The 15,736-nt window shown below is 59.2% G+C and carries 13 protein-coding genes and 1 pseudogene; 9 read left to right on the plus strand and 5 right to left on the minus strand.

Going from position 1 to position 15,736, the window contains the following annotated elements; genetic code table 11:
- Nucleotides 1-2 precede the first annotated feature (2 nt).
- Together leuS and P8014_RS10860 are read right to left on the minus strand one after the other, a co-directional pair.
- Nucleotides 3-2,387: pseudogene (leuS, locus tag P8014_RS10855) on the minus strand (leucine--tRNA ligase); the annotation flags it as partial.
- 149 nt (nt 2,388-2,536) lie between these two features.
- On the minus strand, nt 2,537-3,010 hold the full coding sequence (locus P8014_RS10860) for a hypothetical protein (RefSeq protein ID WP_337817342.1): 474 nt from the start codon (nt 3,008-3,010) through the stop codon (nt 2,537-2,539).
- 150 nt (nt 3,011-3,160) lie between these two features.
- On the opposite strand from P8014_RS10860, the gene P8014_RS10865 reads away from it, so the two are divergent.
- The gene (locus tag P8014_RS10865; RefSeq protein ID WP_337817343.1) at nt 3,161-3,673 is read left to right on the plus strand and encodes a zinc ribbon-containing protein; all 513 of its coding nucleotides are present in this window, start codon (nt 3,161-3,163) and stop codon (nt 3,671-3,673) included.
- Nucleotides 3,674-3,825: 152 nt separating this feature from the next.
- Here P8014_RS10865 and P8014_RS10870 read toward each other — a convergent pair whose 3' ends face one another.
- The 3 genes from P8014_RS10870 to ugpC all read right to left on the minus strand — a co-directional run bounded on the left by P8014_RS10870 (nt 3,826) and on the right by ugpC (nt 7,112).
- The gene (locus P8014_RS10870; protein WP_337817344.1) at nt 3,826-4,722 is read right to left on the minus strand and encodes a sugar phosphate isomerase/epimerase family protein; all 897 of its coding nucleotides are present in this window, start codon (nt 4,720-4,722) and stop codon (nt 3,826-3,828) included.
- Between the two features lie 2 nt (nt 4,723-4,724).
- A complete protein-coding gene (locus P8014_RS10875; protein WP_337817345.1) occupies nt 4,725-5,696 on the minus strand; it encodes a sugar-binding transcriptional regulator in 972 nt (323 codons plus the stop codon).
- Nucleotides 5,697-6,002: 306 nt separating this feature from the next.
- Nucleotides 6,003-7,112, minus strand: a complete 1,110-nt coding sequence (gene ugpC / locus P8014_RS10880; protein WP_337817346.1) for a sn-glycerol-3-phosphate ABC transporter ATP-binding protein UgpC — start codon at nt 7,110-7,112, stop codon at nt 6,003-6,005.
- A gap of 370 nt (nt 7,113-7,482) precedes the next feature.
- Here ugpC and P8014_RS10885 point away from each other — a divergent pair, with 370 nt between their 5' ends.
- The 8 genes from P8014_RS10885 (at nt 7,483) to P8014_RS10920 (ending at nt 15,731) form a co-directional block, all read left to right on the plus strand.
- Nucleotides 7,483-8,829 (plus strand): sugar ABC transporter substrate-binding protein, encoded by a 1,347-nt coding sequence (locus tag P8014_RS10885; protein ID WP_337817347.1) that lies wholly within the window; start codon nt 7,483-7,485, stop codon nt 8,827-8,829.
- 161 nt (nt 8,830-8,990) lie between these two features.
- Nucleotides 8,991-9,893, plus strand: coding sequence for a sugar ABC transporter permease (locus tag P8014_RS10890; protein ID WP_337817348.1), 903 nt, complete (start codon nt 8,991-8,993; stop codon nt 9,891-9,893).
- Between the two features lie 67 nt (nt 9,894-9,960).
- Nucleotides 9,961-10,785 carry a carbohydrate ABC transporter permease gene (locus tag P8014_RS10895; RefSeq protein ID WP_337817349.1) on the plus strand — a complete coding sequence of 275 codons (825 nt, stop codon included), beginning with the start codon at nt 9,961-9,963 and terminating at the stop codon, nt 10,783-10,785.
- 234 nt (nt 10,786-11,019) lie between these two features.
- Nucleotides 11,020-11,748, plus strand: coding sequence for an SDR family oxidoreductase (locus tag P8014_RS10900; RefSeq protein WP_337817350.1), 729 nt, complete (start codon nt 11,020-11,022; stop codon nt 11,746-11,748).
- A 217-nt stretch (nt 11,749-11,965) separates the two neighbouring features.
- Nucleotides 11,966-12,643 carry an HAD family hydrolase gene (locus P8014_RS10905; protein WP_337817351.1) on the plus strand — a complete coding sequence of 226 codons (678 nt, stop codon included), beginning with the start codon at nt 11,966-11,968 and terminating at the stop codon, nt 12,641-12,643.
- Between the two features lie 175 nt (nt 12,644-12,818).
- Nucleotides 12,819-14,336 (plus strand): xylulokinase, encoded by a 1,518-nt coding sequence (xylB, locus tag P8014_RS10910; RefSeq protein WP_337817352.1) that lies wholly within the window; start codon nt 12,819-12,821, stop codon nt 14,334-14,336.
- Nucleotides 14,337-14,422: 86 nt separating this feature from the next.
- Nucleotides 14,423-14,995 (plus strand): hypothetical protein, encoded by a 573-nt coding sequence (locus P8014_RS10915; protein WP_337817353.1) that lies wholly within the window; start codon nt 14,423-14,425, stop codon nt 14,993-14,995.
- 10 nt (nt 14,996-15,005) lie between these two features.
- On the plus strand, nt 15,006-15,731 hold the full coding sequence (locus P8014_RS10920; RefSeq protein WP_337817354.1) for an SDR family oxidoreductase: 726 nt from the start codon (nt 15,006-15,008) through the stop codon (nt 15,729-15,731).
- Nucleotides 15,732-15,736: the final 5 nt, after the last annotated feature.

The raw sequence follows: 15,736 nt of genomic DNA on the forward strand, positions 1-15,736 counted from the left end.
GCGCTAGATTGCCCAGCAGCGTCCTCGGGCCAGGCCGCGTCGACGATGTCGTCGCCATAACCCAACTCGCACCACAGATGATGAGTGACGTGCGGCGCAACCGGCGACAGCAGGCGCAGCAGGATGGACAGACCCTCGCGGCGCAGCTGCGCCGCACCCGCCCCCTCTCCCAGCCGGCTCAACGTGTTGAGCAGCTTCATGCAGGCCGAGACCACCGTATTGAACTGGTACTTGCCGAAGTCCACCAGAGCTTGGCGCAGAGTCTCGTGAATCTCGCGGCGAGCCGCGCGGACCTCCGTGGACGCATCAGCCGGCAATACTGAATCGGCCGAGGTGTCGCTCTCGGCAGCAAACGCCCACAGGCGCTTGAGGAAACGGTGGGCACCCTCGACGCCGGCGTCGTTCCACTCCAGCGACTGCTCCGGCGGCGCCGCAAACATCGCGAACACGCGCGCGGTATCGGCCCCGTAGTGCTCGATCAGCGACTGCGGATCGACACCATTGTTCTTGGACTTGGACATCTTCTCGATGCCGCCTATCGTAACCGGCTGACCGTCCGCCTTCAGGGTCGAGGAAACCGGCCGCCCCTTGTCGTCGGTCGCCACCTGGACATCGGCGGGATTGATCCACTGCTTGCGGCCATCCTCGCCCATGCGGAAGAACGTCGGCGCCACCACCATGCCCTGGGTCAGCAGGTTATGGAACGGCTCGTCGGCCTTGGTCAGGCCGAGATCCCTCATCACCTTGGTCCAGAAGCGCGAGTAGAGCAGGTGCAGAATGGCGTGCTCTATGCCGCCGACGTACTGATCCACGGGCATCCAGTAGTCGGCGCGTGCGTCGATCATGGCGCCGGCATCCGGACAGGTGTAGCGGAAGAAGTACCAGGACGAGTCGACGAAGGTGTCCATGGTGTCGGTCTCGCGCCTCGCCACGCCGCCGCACTTGGGACAACTGCAGTTGAGAAACGCATCGTACTTGTTGAGCGGATTGCCGGAACCGTCCGGCACGCACTCTTCCGGCAACACCACCGGCAACTGCTCGTCGGGCACCGGCACGTCGCCGCAGGCCTCGCAGCGGACCATCGGGATCGGAGTGCCCCAGTAGCGCTGGCGCGAGATACCCCAGTCGCGCAAGCGCCAGGTAATCTTCTTCTCGCCGAGCTGCTTGGTGGCGAGGTCGGTCGCAACAGCGTCCACCGCCGCCTCGAATTCAAGGCCGTCGTACTTGCCGGAGTTGATGCACATGCCGTGCTCCGCGTAAGCCTCCTGCCACGGTTCCGGCGTCGCGTTGCCGGCCGAGGTCAGAACGACCGGCTTGATCGGCAGGCCGTACTTGTGGGCGAAGGCGAAGTCGCGTTCGTCGTGAGCCGGCACCGCCATCACCGCCCCCTCGCCATAGCCCATCAACACGTAGTTGGCGACCCACAACGGCAACTCCTCGCCGCTCAGCGGATGGGTCACGGTCAGACCGGTGGCCATGCCCTTCTTTTCCTGCGTGGCCAGTTCGGCCTCGGAGGTGCCGCCGTGCTGGCACTCCTCGATGAAGGCGGCAAGCTCGGGATTGTCCTTCGCGGCGCTCACGGCCAGCGGGTGCTCGGCGGCCACGGCCACGTAGGTAGCACCCATCAGCGTGTCGGCGCGGGTGGTGAACACCCACAGAGTACCGCCCCCGTCGATGGCGTGAGGGAAGCCGACGCGCACACCATGGCTCTTGCCGATCCAGTTCTTCTGCATGGTGCGCACCTGCTCCGGCCAGCCGGGCAGATCGTCGAGATCGGCAAGCAGCTCCTCGGCGTATTGCGTGATCGCCATGTAGTACATGGGAATCTCGCGCTTCTCCACCGGCGCGCCGGTGCGCCAGCCGCGGCCGTCGATGACCTGTTCGTTGGCCAGCACGGTCTGGTCCACCGGATCCCAGTTCACCGTCCCCGTGCGCTGGTAGACGATGCCCTTCTCCAGCAGACGCAGGAACAGCCACTGGTTCCAACGGTAGTAGTCGGGTTTGCAGGTGGCAAGCTCGCGTGACCAGTCGATGGCAAAGCCCAGGGACTTGAGCTGGCCACGCATGTAATCGATGTTGTCGTAGGTCCAGGTAGCGGGCGGCACGCTGTTGTTCATGGCGGCGTTTTCCGCCGGCAGCCCGAAGGCGTCCCAGCCCATCGGCTGCAGGACATTCTTGCCGGTCATGCGCTGATAGCGGACGATGACGTCGCTGATGGTGTAGTTGCGCACATGCCCCATGTGCAGGCGCCCCGAAGGATAGGGGAACATCGACAGGCAGTAGAACTTCTCGCGCGCATCGTCCTCGCGCACCTTGAAGGTATCGTGCTCATCCCAATAGGTTTGGGCGGCCGCCTCTACGCTGGCCGGATCGTACTGCTCCTGCATGTTCACTCTTCACTTGGGGGGTGACTAGGGGAAATCAATCGGGCGCGAACGCCCCACGGCGGCGGCGCGCTCTTTCAGCGACGGCCGCCCGGCAAGACATTCGCAAGCGGGTTAGCTTACCAGCGGCGCGCGCACGCCCGCAATCGCGCCTAGAACGGGAACACCCGGGTCTCTCCGTTGCGGCCGTAGAGCACCTGCACCTTCTGTCCGACCCTTAGGCCCTGCCCCGCCTTCTGCGTGACCGCCACCATGCGGCCGCTGTCCAGGCGCACGGTGATCAACTCCCCGACGCTGCCCGTCATCTTATTGCCGGCCGACTGTCCAAGCATGCCGCCGATCACCGCTCCGCCAAGAGCGCCGAGTCCATGCAACACGAAGGAATCCGAATCCCCGCCGAGTTGCGAGCCCAGGATACCGCCTGCGATCGTACCGGCTGCCCCACCGGCATTGTCCGGCTGCAGTGCCACATTGCGGATAGCGATGATGGTGCCGAGTTCGACCCGCTGGGCGCTCAACCCTGTGCGATAAGTCTGCGCGTCGTAGTTCTCCGTCGCACAGCCACCCAACAGTGCCAGCACGCCGACCAAAGTGACGGCAACCACACCTGCTCGAACTCTAAGCATCGCAAACCTCCCTGATTCAACCACTTGGGACACGGCACGAAGTCTACTCCTTCAACGCCCGCGCACGATATAACGCGCGGCGCATTTCGTGCGCCGCGCCGATGCATCACACTGCTAGAATGAGCCCATTGAATATCCTGAGGACCGACCATGAGCAAGGACGAAACCCCGCCCCATCTGCATCAGGCCTACAACCGCATGATCGAGCGTGCGCGCGAAATCATGCAGAAAAGCGGCGAACGGCTCGACAACGCCGTCGACGAGGCGCGAGAAACCGCACATGAGCTGGGAGAGCTGACCCGCAACGAAGCCGACCTGCTGGCGCAATACGTCAAGCGCGACCTACAGGACCTGGGCGACTATCTGCGCGACCCCGACGGCGACCTGCGCGCCTGGTTCCACATGGACTCGGAGCTGATCGAGGCGTCGATCCGCGACCTGTTGTTCTCGGTCGCCGATCAGACCAGCGTGCAGCTGGCCGAGTTCGCGCGCAATGCCGGTCAACCCGCGACCTGGCATACCGGCGAGATGACCGCCCCCGGTGTGCTCGAGTGCACAAAGTGCACCGAGCAACTGCGCTTCACCAACGCGGGGCGTATTCCCCCCTGCCCCAGTTGCCACAACACCGAATTCCGGCGACTAAGACAGAACTCCGCTCAATAACCGCACATATGTCAGCGGCATGCGGCTTGGCAGGAAAGCCGCCGAATCAGGAATTGCCCACAGTCCTAAATGAGCTGCAAGTTCATACCCGGCACATGGGTCCCTGCACATGGGTCCCTGACACGAGAAAGATACTGTAAGACAGCCGCCGCCTATACGGAAGCCGGAATGCGCAGGCGATCAAGGACAAAGGCACGAGCCTGCTGCGCCAAATCTACGCTGTCTCGCCAGGGATCCCGCCAGATTGCCAGCGTATTGGACAGTACCGGATCGACAACTGCCGAGGAAAAACTCTCGAACGTAATCGTGCCCGAGTAGCCAATCTCGCGAAGTGCCCCGAAAAATCCTTCGAAGTCCACTGTTCCCGCGCCGAGGTATCCGCGATGACTTTCACCAACGTGTACGTAGCACAAGCGCTCGCCACACAGACGTACCGGCTCGATGAAATCTGCCTCCTCGATATTCATATGATAGGTATCGAGGTGCACCCCCACGCCAGTCTCCCCAAGATCATCTAGAAACTCGAGCGCCTGTTCCGCGGTGTTCAACATATTCGACTCATAGCGATTCACGACCTCGAGACCCAGGACCATATCCGATGCCCTGGCTCTATCCGCGAGTCGCCGAAGGACCTCAAGTGCGTTATTCCGCCCTCTGACCGAAATAGGCTGGGAGTACTTGTGCAACGCGCCGAAAATCACCCCGCCGAGATAGCCTGCACCGACATCTCGCGCCACCGACAAGGCCTCGTTCAGCAAACGCTCGCCACGAGCCGCGACCTCCGGGTTCTCACTGGAAATATCCGTATCCGCGCCGAGGCCCAACGAACACGTTGCGCTCAACCCAGCCTCATCGAGAACACGTCGGGTCATCGCCACATCCACCGAGGCGGGGTTCAATAACGGTATTTCAATCAAATCGTATCCGCACTCGGCGGTACGCATCACCGCTTTCCGACACTGCTGTGCATTCCAGCCTCCCGTCCACACCAGAGCATGAATGCCCAGACGGTTGCGCACCGCTTGATCAGCCCGCTCTTCGCAACTCATACTCAGTCCTCCTCGTCATATGCCAAGCGCCGAGCGTTCATCTCATCGGTCACCAGCATATTGGCGTAACGACCACGCAGCACCGCCCGGATGATTTTGAACTTGTGTTTGCCGCCCGCCGCAACCACCACGTTCGGTATCGCGCGCAGGTCATCCAGACCAACCGCAACGACCCGACGATTCAACTCGTGATCCACGAGCTGGCCATAAGCATCGACAAACTGCCCCAACACGTCGCCGACTGCACCCGCCCGACGCAAGCCCTCTATGTCCTGCTTGCGACCGATCCCGTAGGAAACGACCAGCGACTGAGTCATATCCCCGAGAGCGGCCAAGGCAAGATCGGCTTTACGGGCCCGAAGGCACGTCTCGTGGATGGTTTCCTGCTCGAGAAATGCATCCCTGATCGCCCCACTTGACGCGTATATCGGTGCCGCAAAATAGTGGCAGCTGGCACCGAGTCGGTTGGCGAACTCGGACACGATCTGAAATGTGTTGATCGAGGGGCAATACGACAATCCGCCCTGCATGGAAACAAGATTCATCTTTCTATAGTTGGCCCCATTAATGGCCCGCAGGGTATGCGCCATCGTTCGCCCCCACCCGATGGCCACGGTCTGACCGTCCGCAAACTGCGTATTCAAAAACGCGCCTGCGCCCGCACCAACCGCATTGCTGACATCGATATCGTCTGCAAGTACCGGCACCACGATCGCCTTCGCAAGCCCATAGCGCCGCTCGATTTCCTGCTCCAGAGAAACACATTCCGATAATTTGCTGTTGATTCGAATTTGAACGATTCCAGAGTGCCTGCTGGCAGACAGCAGGCGATTGATACGCACACGACTGGTGCGCATACGCGTCGCAATCTGCTGCTGTGTCAAATCGCCGAAGTAGTAGTACCAGGCCACACGCGCTTGAAGCTGTTCCTCTTCATCGGTCAAATCAAAACTCAGATCGGACTCGTCCATCATGTTTCCTTTGAAAATCCATCATTCATAGCAGTCAGCGCATTACCTAACTGTAGCTAGGACACCGAATCCGACGTGTTGGCGCGCGCAGGCGACACCCATCGGGATCACTATCCTCATCTCAAGAGGTTCGAAACCAGCGGAGTCGAAAACCGGCGCTATTACCGAACGACCATCGTCACGCGACCACTACCTATGCACCGCATTTTCGTATCGTTCCACCACCTTTGATTGACCGAATCCTCCTGGATCGAAGGCCTTAAAGTCTCAAAGATACAGCCCGGCAGTGCGACGCAACCACCCCATGACTTATCCGCACGTGCGTGTCAGCGCTTGCCCTTCAAGGTTGAACAAATGGCAGAGGTCGGCGTTGAGAACGATGTCCAAACGATCCCCACAGGAGATTTCGTCATGCGTCCCAGGACTCTTCAATTCAACGGTTGACTCGCCCGCGATCTGAAGATGCACGAGAATTTCCCCGCCCAGGTGCTCAACCACGACGACCTCTCCCGACACTGTTGCATCCACCTGCCCTTCCACGGCGGCTTTCAGGCCGACATGCTCGGGACGCACGCCAAATTTGAGTTCGTCGCCAGGAGCGAGGTTTTCACCGGCAACCGGCATCTTGAGCGAAACCTCGCCCGGCAATCTCACCGTAACACCACTTTCATCGACGGCGGCCACCGAGACGTCCAGGAAGTTCATCTTGGGCGAGCCGATAAAGCCGGCGACGAACATATTGTTCGGTCGGCGATACAACTCAAGCGGAGTTCCAAGCTGCTCCAGTCGGCCCTGATTGAGCACGGCGATTCTATCCGCCATGGTCATCGCCTCGACCTGGTCATGCGTGACGTAGACCACCGTGGTACCCAGGCGGCGATGCAGCTTGATTAGCTCAACCCGCATCTGGACCCTCAACGCCGCATCGAGATTCGACAGCGGTTCGTCGAACAAGAATACCCTGGGTTCACGGACAATCGAACGGCCAATGGCCACACGCTGACGCTGTCCTCCCGACAGTGCTGCAGGCTTGCGGCCAAGAAGGTGTTCGATCTGAAGCAGCTCGGCCGCCGCATGCACCGCACGTTCAACCTCTTCGCGAGGTTTCTTCGCCAGTTTGAGACCGAAAGCAATGTTGTCGAACACGGTCATATGCGGGTACAGGGCATATGACTGAAACACCATTGCGACGCCGCGCCTGGCGGGAGGGGCGTGGGTCACCTCGTCCGAACCGATTAAAACCTGACCGGAAGTCGCACGCTCCAGCCCGGCGATGGTGCGCAACAAGGTGCTCTTGCCACAGCCTGACGGGCCCACAAAAACCATGAACTCGCCATCTCGAATGTCGATATTGATGTCCGCGAGCACACTCTGCCCATCGAACTGTTTCGCAATGTGATTGAGCCGGACTTGCGCCATCGACCTCTCTCCTCATATTACCTATTGAATTTATTCGTATTTTTCAGAAAAAAGCCGACCACCACAGTGGCGAGCGGCGTTGACATCCATGAAGGCTTGAACTAAATGTCTAAGAACATATGTAGCATAGCTTGAACTAATGTTCACGATTTAGCGCTCCCGAGCACTCGAACATTCACGATGAGACTTAACGAAAAAACCGCGCTTGGTCTTTACCGACGACAACACAAGGGGGATTACTCAAGCCACCAACATATTGCGCTCGTTCCTAGTCACTGGAGTCAGCGCACACACCCATGCTTCGAAGCATGGGCGATCTAACGCAAGACACTTAAAAAACACGACAAGTGACAGTTTGAGGAGAACCGTAATGAAGAAACGATGGCAAGTCCTGGGCGCTGCTCTGCTGATCGCGGGGGCGCACAACGCATACGCGTGGAACCTGAAACAGGCGGCTGAGCCCTACAAGGGAGAGACCATCACCGTTGTCGGCTTAGAGCGCCCGAGCTATCGTGCCGCACAAAAGCTGACGCCTATTTTCGAGAAGGAAACAGGCATTCACGTCAAATGGGCCATTTACCCGTACGAGAGCACTCTCAAAGCGGAAATGCTCAACTTCGTCTCCAATTCCCAGCAGTATGACGTCGTGCTCAGCGATGTCGTATGGCCAGTCACCTTCGTCGACGGGGGTTGGGTCGTACCGATCAAGCACTTCCTAGACGACCCGAAATTGCGCGATCCCAACATCAATCTCAAAGGCTTTTTCCCAATCTGGCTGGCGAGCTTTACCGTGCACGACAAGCTCTATGGCCTGCCCTTCGATTCCTACGCCGGGCTCCTGTACTACAACAAATCCATGTTCAGGAAAGCGGGTATCCAACACCCGCCGAAGACCTGGGAGGAACTGCGCTCGGATGCCGCCAAACTCACCGACAAGGACAAAGGCGTGTATGGGTATGCCTTGCAGTCAGCTCTGGGAGAGACCCAGACGGCGGACGGCTTCGCCCGTTTTCTCTGGCCCTGGGGCGGTCGTTTCATCGACACCGCGACGCACAAGGTTCTGGTCAATGACCCGCAGTCCGTCAAGGGAATCGAATTCCGCCACAGCCTGCTGAAATACATGCCATCCGGCATTGTCTCCGACAACCATGGTCAAGTGGTCCAGATGCTGATCCAGAAGCGGGTTGCGATGATTACCGAGTGGTCGGCGTTTTACTCAACGCTAAAGCAATCGGCGATCGGCGACGAACTCGGAATCGCCCCGGAACCCAAAGGCCCTCACGGTGCGTACGCAGCTTTTGGCGGCTTCGCCTACATGGTCAGCTCCGAGGTACCGAAGAAGCGGCAAAATGCCGCATGGCTGTTCGTGCAGTGGCTCACTTCGCAACAGATGGCCAAGCCGCTGATCAATGCCGGAGCGGTCGTCGCCCGCAAGGCGGCCGATACCGATGCGCAGATTCAAGCCAAGTACCCCTATCTCAAGCCGATGGTCTACACCTGGGAGCATGCGAGCGTGCCGGACTGGCGTCCACAACTGGGCTGCTATCCGCGTTTCTCGAACATCGTGTCCAACTGGGGAACACGCATCGAACTTGGCCGCGTACCGATCAAGGCGGGTCTGGACAAGATGGCCGAGAAGCTCTCGAGCTACATGCAGACCGCGAACTGCTGGTCGCGCACGAACGCGCCCGAAAAGTACATGGCACGTTACAAATAACGCTTCCTCCAAAGACGGCGCCTGTCCCCGATGCCATCTCGGCATCGGGGGCTCTTATCATCGCGAGCCGCTCAAACACATTGAGTCAGCCCTTCGGGGCAAGACCTGGAAATGCGTGAGGATACGCCGGGTAATCGACGGCATTGGTGGAGACTTCATGAATGAAAGTTGAGATTCAGGACACCCAGGAAAAACGTCCGATCAGGGAAGTTCTAGAACCTTGGTTCTTCATTGGACCGTCACTGGTCTTATTGCTGCTCATCGGCCTCTACCCCATCGTCTATACCGCCTACATGTCCCTCCACCATTGGGTGATGGGCATGGGCATACCGACGTTCAATGGCATCCACAACTACATCGTCGCGTTCACTTCGACCTCGTTCAGGGAATCCACGCTGCGAACCCTCTTCCTGCTGACATGTACATTGCCGATCGAGATGATCCTAGGTCTGGGTATCGCGCTCGCTCTGGACGCGCAGTACAACCAGCGGTTGAAACGGTTGCTGCAAATCTGCCTGGTGATACCCATCGCGATCACTCCAGCGGTGATCGGGCTGCTCACTCAAGTGATGTTCAACCAGCAATTGGGAATCATCAACTACTTGCTGGGCCAGATAGGCTTGGGCCCCTACGATTGGCTCGGCGGGTACACCAGCGCCTTCGTCACGGTCTGCATCGTCCAAATCTGGGAGTGGACACCGTTCGTCGCACTCGTGCTGTCGGCGAGTCTTGCCACCGTGCCCACGGATATCGAAGAAGCCGTAATGCTGGAGACGGAACGTTGGTGGCCTCGTTTCAAGAGCGTCATGCTGCCTTTTATGTGGCCAGGCATTACCGCGGCCCTCGTTTTCCAGACCGCCTTCATTCTCAAAGAATTCGGAATGATCTACTCGATCGAAAAAGGCGGACCTGGTTCGGCCACGGAAGTTGCCATGATTCACATCCAGCGCATCGCATTTCGAGGGTTCGATATCGGCGTCGCATCGGCGGAATCCCTTTTGATGCTGGTTCTATCCATCGTCCTCGCGCGCATTTATATCAAGTTGTTCTATCGCGAAGTCTGAAAATCAAGAACAGGATCAACCGCATTCTCTCACGCTGATGACAACGGTTTCGCGACTGGAGACAAAAATGGCCTCGGATTACATCAAAAGAACACTGCATGCCCTGGCACTCTTGCTCATGCTGCTGATTATTCTCTTCCCGCTGTACTGGATGGTCACCGCTTCCCTAAAAACCGATGACCAGATATTCAGCATCCCACCGGTATGGCTGTGGCAGCCGACCTTAAAGGGCTACATCGATGCCATCGAGCAATCCGGCATGCTTAGGGCGCTGTTGAACTCATTCATCGTTACCGGAGGCGCCGTCGTTCTCGGACTCTTGGTATCGGCACCGGCCGCGTACGGAATCGCGCGCTACCAGTTCAAGGGGCGCAAGGAAATTTGGTTCTGGTATGTCACGAACTGGATGCTAGTACCCGTCGTAGTCCTCATCCCCTTCTATCTGACGGCCTCCAAACTGCATTTGATCAACAATCCGGTCATTCTGATTCTGATCTATCAGATCTTTGTAGTGCCCTTGATGGTGTGGCTTCTGGTCGATCAATTCCGCTCGGTCCCGATCGCCCTGGAAGAAGCCGCTCAATTGGACGGCCTCAGCCGCTTCGGCATCTTCCTGCGCATCTGCTTACCGCTGGTCAAACCCGGCATAGCCGTTTCGGCAATCCTGGCCGGCATATTCGCATGGAACAACCTTTTGTACGCCTTCATCCTCATGCCGGGCCAAAGCGCACGGACGGCTTCCACCATCGCCTTGTCATATCTCGGTGGATACATCGTGCCGTGGACCAAGGTGATGGCCAGTGCATCGATGATCTGCGCACCGGTCATTCTCGGCGGCATCGTCGCCCATAAGCATATCGCGCGAGGACTCACCCTCGGAGCCGTCAAATAGGCGCAGCCCCCACATTGCTCAACGCCAATTGGAACTGATTTTGCGACTGCTCAGAAACGATATTTCGGTAGCCCTGCGACCAGCCACGGCTTAGTCGACAACAGCCGATATCGATCGCCTGAATGAACGGCCACCAACATGCTTTTTGGGCTCGCACCGAAGTTTTCAAATGAGCCACCGGACTCGGCGCAAAAGCGGCCGAGTGTTTTTTCGTTGAAAATCAGGAGAGTTGATATGACACAGGCACTAGCAGGAAAAATCGCGGTCATTACCGGCGCGGCCTCGGGTATTGGTCGCGCGAGTGCGCACGCCATGTCGGCAGCGGGCGCGCGAGTCGTGCTCGTGGACCGTGACGAGGCAGGCCTCGAAGCATTGTCCAGTGAACTCGGGGGGAACGCCGTCCCTCTGGCCGCAGACTTGCTGGATACGAATAGCTGCTCCGCGTTGATTCCCAACATCCTAGAACGGACCGGCCATGTGGATATCTTCCATGCGAACGCCGGAACCTATATCGGCGGTGACTTGATCGAGGCCGACTCCGACAGCATCGACAAGATGCTCAATCTGAACGTCAACGTAGTCATGAAAAACGTTCACGACGTACTGCCCCACATGATTGAACGCGGCACCGGCGACATCATCGTTACAGGCTCCGTCGCCGGACATTACCCCGTAGCCTGGGAACCGGTCTATGCCTCGTCGAAATGGGCGATAAGGTGTTTCGTGCAAACCACGCGCAGACAGGTATTCAAACACGGCATTCGTATCGGAGAAGTCTCTCCGGGCCCCGTAAACAGCGCGCTGCTGTCCGATTGGCCTGAGGAAAATCTCAGGAAACTAAAGGAGGCGGGAAGTCTCATTGAACCGACCGAAATCTCCGATACCGTCATGTTCATGCTGACTCGTCCCCGCAACGTCACGATTCGCGACGTAGTCATCGTGCCGAGCAGTTTCGATATGTAGAAGCGCCCCACTCCGGATTGCGTGCACGCCTTGTTTCGTATACCGGCGGGAGCCTCTCGCAATGCCCCGACATGGCCGATACCTGTCTCCTCGCCACGCAGCAGGCCATGTCGACGGTATTGACCGGGCAGGCATCGGCGCCGGCAAAATATATATCGCGTCCATAGGCCCGCAAGCGCGGCGCCGCACTCCAGACAAACAAGAGGAAGCGCCCGCCATGCCCGATTCGAAAGTCGCTTTTCTGTTCGATCTCGATGGAACCCTGGTCGACAGCGTCTACCAGCATGTCCTCGCGTGGCACGAGGCTCTCAGCGCCGAGCAGATAGAGTTGTCGATATGGCGCATTCATCGCAAGATCGGCATGAGCGGTGGCCTGTTCACTCAGATGTTGCTGCGGGAGACCGGGCTCGAGTTCACTTCAGAGCGGATGGAACGGCTGCAGCAAAGGCACACGGAAGTCTACCGACGGCACGCCGGCGAAGTAAGACCGCTCCCCGGAGCCCGTGCCCTAGTCAGCGCACTGAGGGACAAAGGGGTTCCGTGGGCGATCGCGACCAGCGGACGCATGGAAACGGCACGTTCCGCGCTAAACCTGATCGGCATCGACTTGGCAGATGTGCCCATCGTCACTCGGGACCAAGTCAAAAACGCCAAACCGGATCCGGACCTGTTCATCACCGCGGCTCAGCGCCTAGGAGTGGCAATCGAGTCGACGATGGTCGTCGGCGACAGCGTCTGGGACATACTCGCGGCCCAGCGTGCCCGCGCACTGGGCATCGGCCTGCTTTCAGGAGGTTACAGTCCGGATGAACTCAAGGAAGCCGGTGCTTACCGAGTATACGAGGATCCGGCCGATCTGCTTAACCATCTAGACGAAGTTGGGGTTCGGCAATAAGGCGCAAAACGCGGAATAGCGGCAAACATCGAACCGATCTCGTGGCCTCAGCGGCTACCGTGGGCCGCTGGCGCACCGAACGCGGCTGAGCACTCCGTTAAAGGCGGTCCCGAAACAATGGGCCTGTGACATTTCCTGGCCGACCCGCATCCTGTATCGCGAAGGAGTACTGCACATGAACAGCAATGCATCCCGGCACTATTTCATCGGCCTCGATGTCGGCACGAGCAGCACGAAGGGCTTACTCGTCGACACCGAAGGCAACGTCCTGGCCGCTGCCAGCAGAGACTACCCGCTGGACACCCCGAAACCAGGCTGGACGGAGCAAGATCCATCGCTGTGGTGGGAAGCCTCGCGCGAAATACTGCAGGAACTCTGCCATCAGGCACCGACCGCTCCCGCGGCTGTCGGCCTCACGGGACAGATGCACGGAGCGGTATTCCTGGACGCTTGCGGCGAAGTCATTCGTCCAGCCTTGCTCTGGAACGACCAGCGCACCGAAACGCAAAGCGCTGAGATCGAACGCCGTATCGGTTCCGAGCAGCTCCGCACGATAACCGGCAACCCAGCGCTTACCGGCTTCCAGGCACCGAAAATTCTCTGGCTGCGAGAGCATGAACCGCACCACTACCAACAGATCAGCCAGATCCTGCTGCCCAAGGACTATATCCGCTACCGACTCAGTTCGACGTTCGCCACCGATGTCTCCGATGCGGCGGGAACGATGCTCCTGGACATCGAACGGCGTAACTGGTCGGACGACATTCTGCGGGAACTCCAGATTCCACGGAAGTGGATGCCGAGAGTGTATGAAAGCGCGGAAATCTGCGCTCGAGTCTCGGTCGAAGGTGCCGGCAGTACCGGCTTAGTCGAAGGCACGCCGATTGTAGCGGGAGCAGGAGACAACGCCGCCGCGGCGGTCGGCTCAGGCATCGTCGAAGAAAACACCGCACTGGTATCCGTTGGGACATCCGGAGTCGTCTTCGCCCACACGAAGAAGGCGATGCCGGACCCCAAGGGCGAACTACACTGCTTTGGCCATGCAGTGCCCGGATCCTATTGCCTCATGGGCGTATCGCTCGCGGCTGGCGGCAGTCTGAAATGGTTCGCACGCGAGTTCGCGTCCGAAGAAGCGGAAGTGGCCAGGCGGCTGAACGGCGACCACTACGACTTGCTCGTCTCCGAAGCGGCTACAGTGCCCGCCGGTGCCGAAGGCGTGTTCTTTCTGCCCTATCTATCGGGCGAGAGAACGCCGCATATGGATCCCAACGCCCGCGCCGCCTGGCTTGGCCTGAGCTTCCGGCACACCAGAAGCCATATGCTGCGCGCAGTGCTGGAAGGTGTGGCGTTCGCGCTGCGCGACTCGCTTGAGCGTATCGAGCAACAGGATACCCGCATCGAGAAGCTGATTCTGGTCGGAGGCGGCGTAAGCAATCCGCTATGGAGAGGCATCATCAGCGCCGCACTCGACAAGCCGACTGCTCTGCAGCCGAACCAGGGCGGCGCGGCCTTTGGCGCAGCGGTACTTGCATCCGTTGGCGCCGGTGTTCACGAAAGCGTGGGAACGGCTGTCAAGGCCATGGTCGCTCCTGTCGAAGCATTCGAGACCCCAGACCGGGTTTTGGCGTCGGATTACGCGCGACTCTACAAACAGTTCACACGCATCTACCCGGCTTTGCGCGCCGTCCTGTAACGGACAACGGCCGACGCCCTCATCGAAGCACGCGCAATGCATGATGATTTGACGACGATACGCCATACAGGGGAGGAGCAACAACCATGAGCGCAGCAGACAAAGCACTCTCGACGTGGATCCAACGGGCTTGTGAAGAGATATCGGCGCCCTTCGATGAAATCGTCGACACCAAAGAGATCACTGCAATGCTGGAGACGCTCTGCTCCTCACGAAAAATCGCTCTCTACGGGGTTGGGCGGGAAGGACTCATGATGCGCGCCTTGACCATGCGTCTCCATCACCTTGGCCTCGATGCCCACCCGGTCGGCGACATGACGACACCGGCGCTAGGCAGCGAGGATTGCCTCGTCGTCAGCGCCGGGCCGGGTTATTTCGCGACTGTGGAAGCCCTCGTAAACGTCGCCGAAGCGAACGAGGCACGCATCGTCCTGCTCACCGCGAACCTCGAATCGCAGCTACGCAGCAGAGCCGATGTCAGCGTCGTGCTACCCGCGCGAACGATGGACGACACAACCGACAGCGCAGCGATACTTCCCATGGGCAGCACATACGAGGGAGCGTTGTTCCTGCTTTCCGAATATCTGGTTTCTCGTCTGCAAAAGACACTTGCGGTGTCCGAGGAATTCATGCGCGACAATCACACCAACCTGGAATAGGGGGCGCAGCATGCGCTTTGCGGACCGACGCGTATTGGTGACCGGGGCGACGCAGGGCATTGGTCGCGCAACGGCACAAGCCCTTAGCAGCCAGGGCGCTCATGTCATCGCACTAGGACGCAATGCTTCAGCACTGGAGTTGCTGCAAGTAGAAATCGGCTGCGAGGTGGTGGTTGCCGATCTGTCCAATACCGAAGCGGCGGCAGCGACCGTTGCGCGGCGGATGCCGATCGACCTGCTGGTGAACTGTGCTGGCATTGTGGAAATTTCGTCGTTCCTGACGACTTCCTGCGAGAACTTCGAACATACGATGCGGGTGAACACAATCGCACCAATGCGACTTGCTCAGACACTCGCCGCCGAGTGGATAAAAACCGGACACTCCGGCGCGATCGTCAATGTATCCAGCCTTGCGAGTTCGGCCGGCACTCCGGAACACGCCGCCTACTGCGCCTCGAAGGCCGCCTTGGACGCATTGACGCGGGTCATGGCAGTCGAACTTGGGCCTCACGGTATCCGCGTCAATAGCGTCAACCCCGTGGTAACAAGAACCCCGATGGCCGATACCGCTTGGTCCGAACCGACGAAAGCAGCGCGCATGCGCGAGCGCATCCCGCTCGGGCGATTCGCAGAAAGCCACGAAGTTGCAGCAACCATCGCGTTTCTTCTAAGCGACGAGGCATCGATGATTCATGGGGTTTGCCTGAACGTTGACGGTGGATTTGCAGCTGGTTGAAGCCG

The organism is Acidihalobacter sp., from assembly GCF_037381185.1.
Classification (GTDB): Bacteria; Pseudomonadota; Gammaproteobacteria; order DSM-5130; family Acidihalobacteraceae; genus Acidihalobacter_A.

Coding starts and splice junctions, on each gene's coding strand:
- P8014_RS10875 (WP_337817345.1), bottom strand. CDS start 5,696: ATGATGGACGAGTCCGATCTGAGTTTTGATTTGACCGATGAAGAGGAA.
- ugpC (WP_337817346.1), bottom strand. CDS start 7,112: ATGGCGCAAGTCCGGCTCAATCACATTGCGAAACAGTTCGATGGGCAG.
- P8014_RS10895 (WP_337817349.1), top strand. CDS start 9,961: ATGGCCTCGGATTACATCAAAAGAACACTGCATGCCCTGGCACTCTTG.
- P8014_RS10920 (WP_337817354.1), top strand. CDS start 15,006: ATGCGCTTTGCGGACCGACGCGTATTGGTGACCGGGGCGACGCAGGGC.
- P8014_RS10915 (WP_337817353.1), top strand. CDS start 14,423: ATGAGCGCAGCAGACAAAGCACTCTCGACGTGGATCCAACGGGCTTGT.
- P8014_RS10905 (WP_337817351.1), top strand. CDS start 11,966: ATGCCCGATTCGAAAGTCGCTTTTCTGTTCGATCTCGATGGAACCCTG.
- P8014_RS10885 (WP_337817347.1), top strand. CDS start 7,483: ATGAAGAAACGATGGCAAGTCCTGGGCGCTGCTCTGCTGATCGCGGGG.
- P8014_RS10865 (WP_337817343.1), top strand. CDS start 3,161: ATGAGCAAGGACGAAACCCCGCCCCATCTGCATCAGGCCTACAACCGC.
- P8014_RS10870 (WP_337817344.1), bottom strand. CDS start 4,722: ATGAGTTGCGAAGAGCGGGCTGATCAAGCGGTGCGCAACCGTCTGGGC.
- P8014_RS10860 (WP_337817342.1), bottom strand. CDS start 3,010: ATGCTTAGAGTTCGAGCAGGTGTGGTTGCCGTCACTTTGGTCGGCGTG.
- xylB (WP_337817352.1), top strand. CDS start 12,819: ATGAACAGCAATGCATCCCGGCACTATTTCATCGGCCTCGATGTCGGC.
- P8014_RS10900 (WP_337817350.1), top strand. CDS start 11,020: ATGACACAGGCACTAGCAGGAAAAATCGCGGTCATTACCGGCGCGGCC.
- P8014_RS10890 (WP_337817348.1), top strand. CDS start 8,991: ATGAAAGTTGAGATTCAGGACACCCAGGAAAAACGTCCGATCAGGGAA.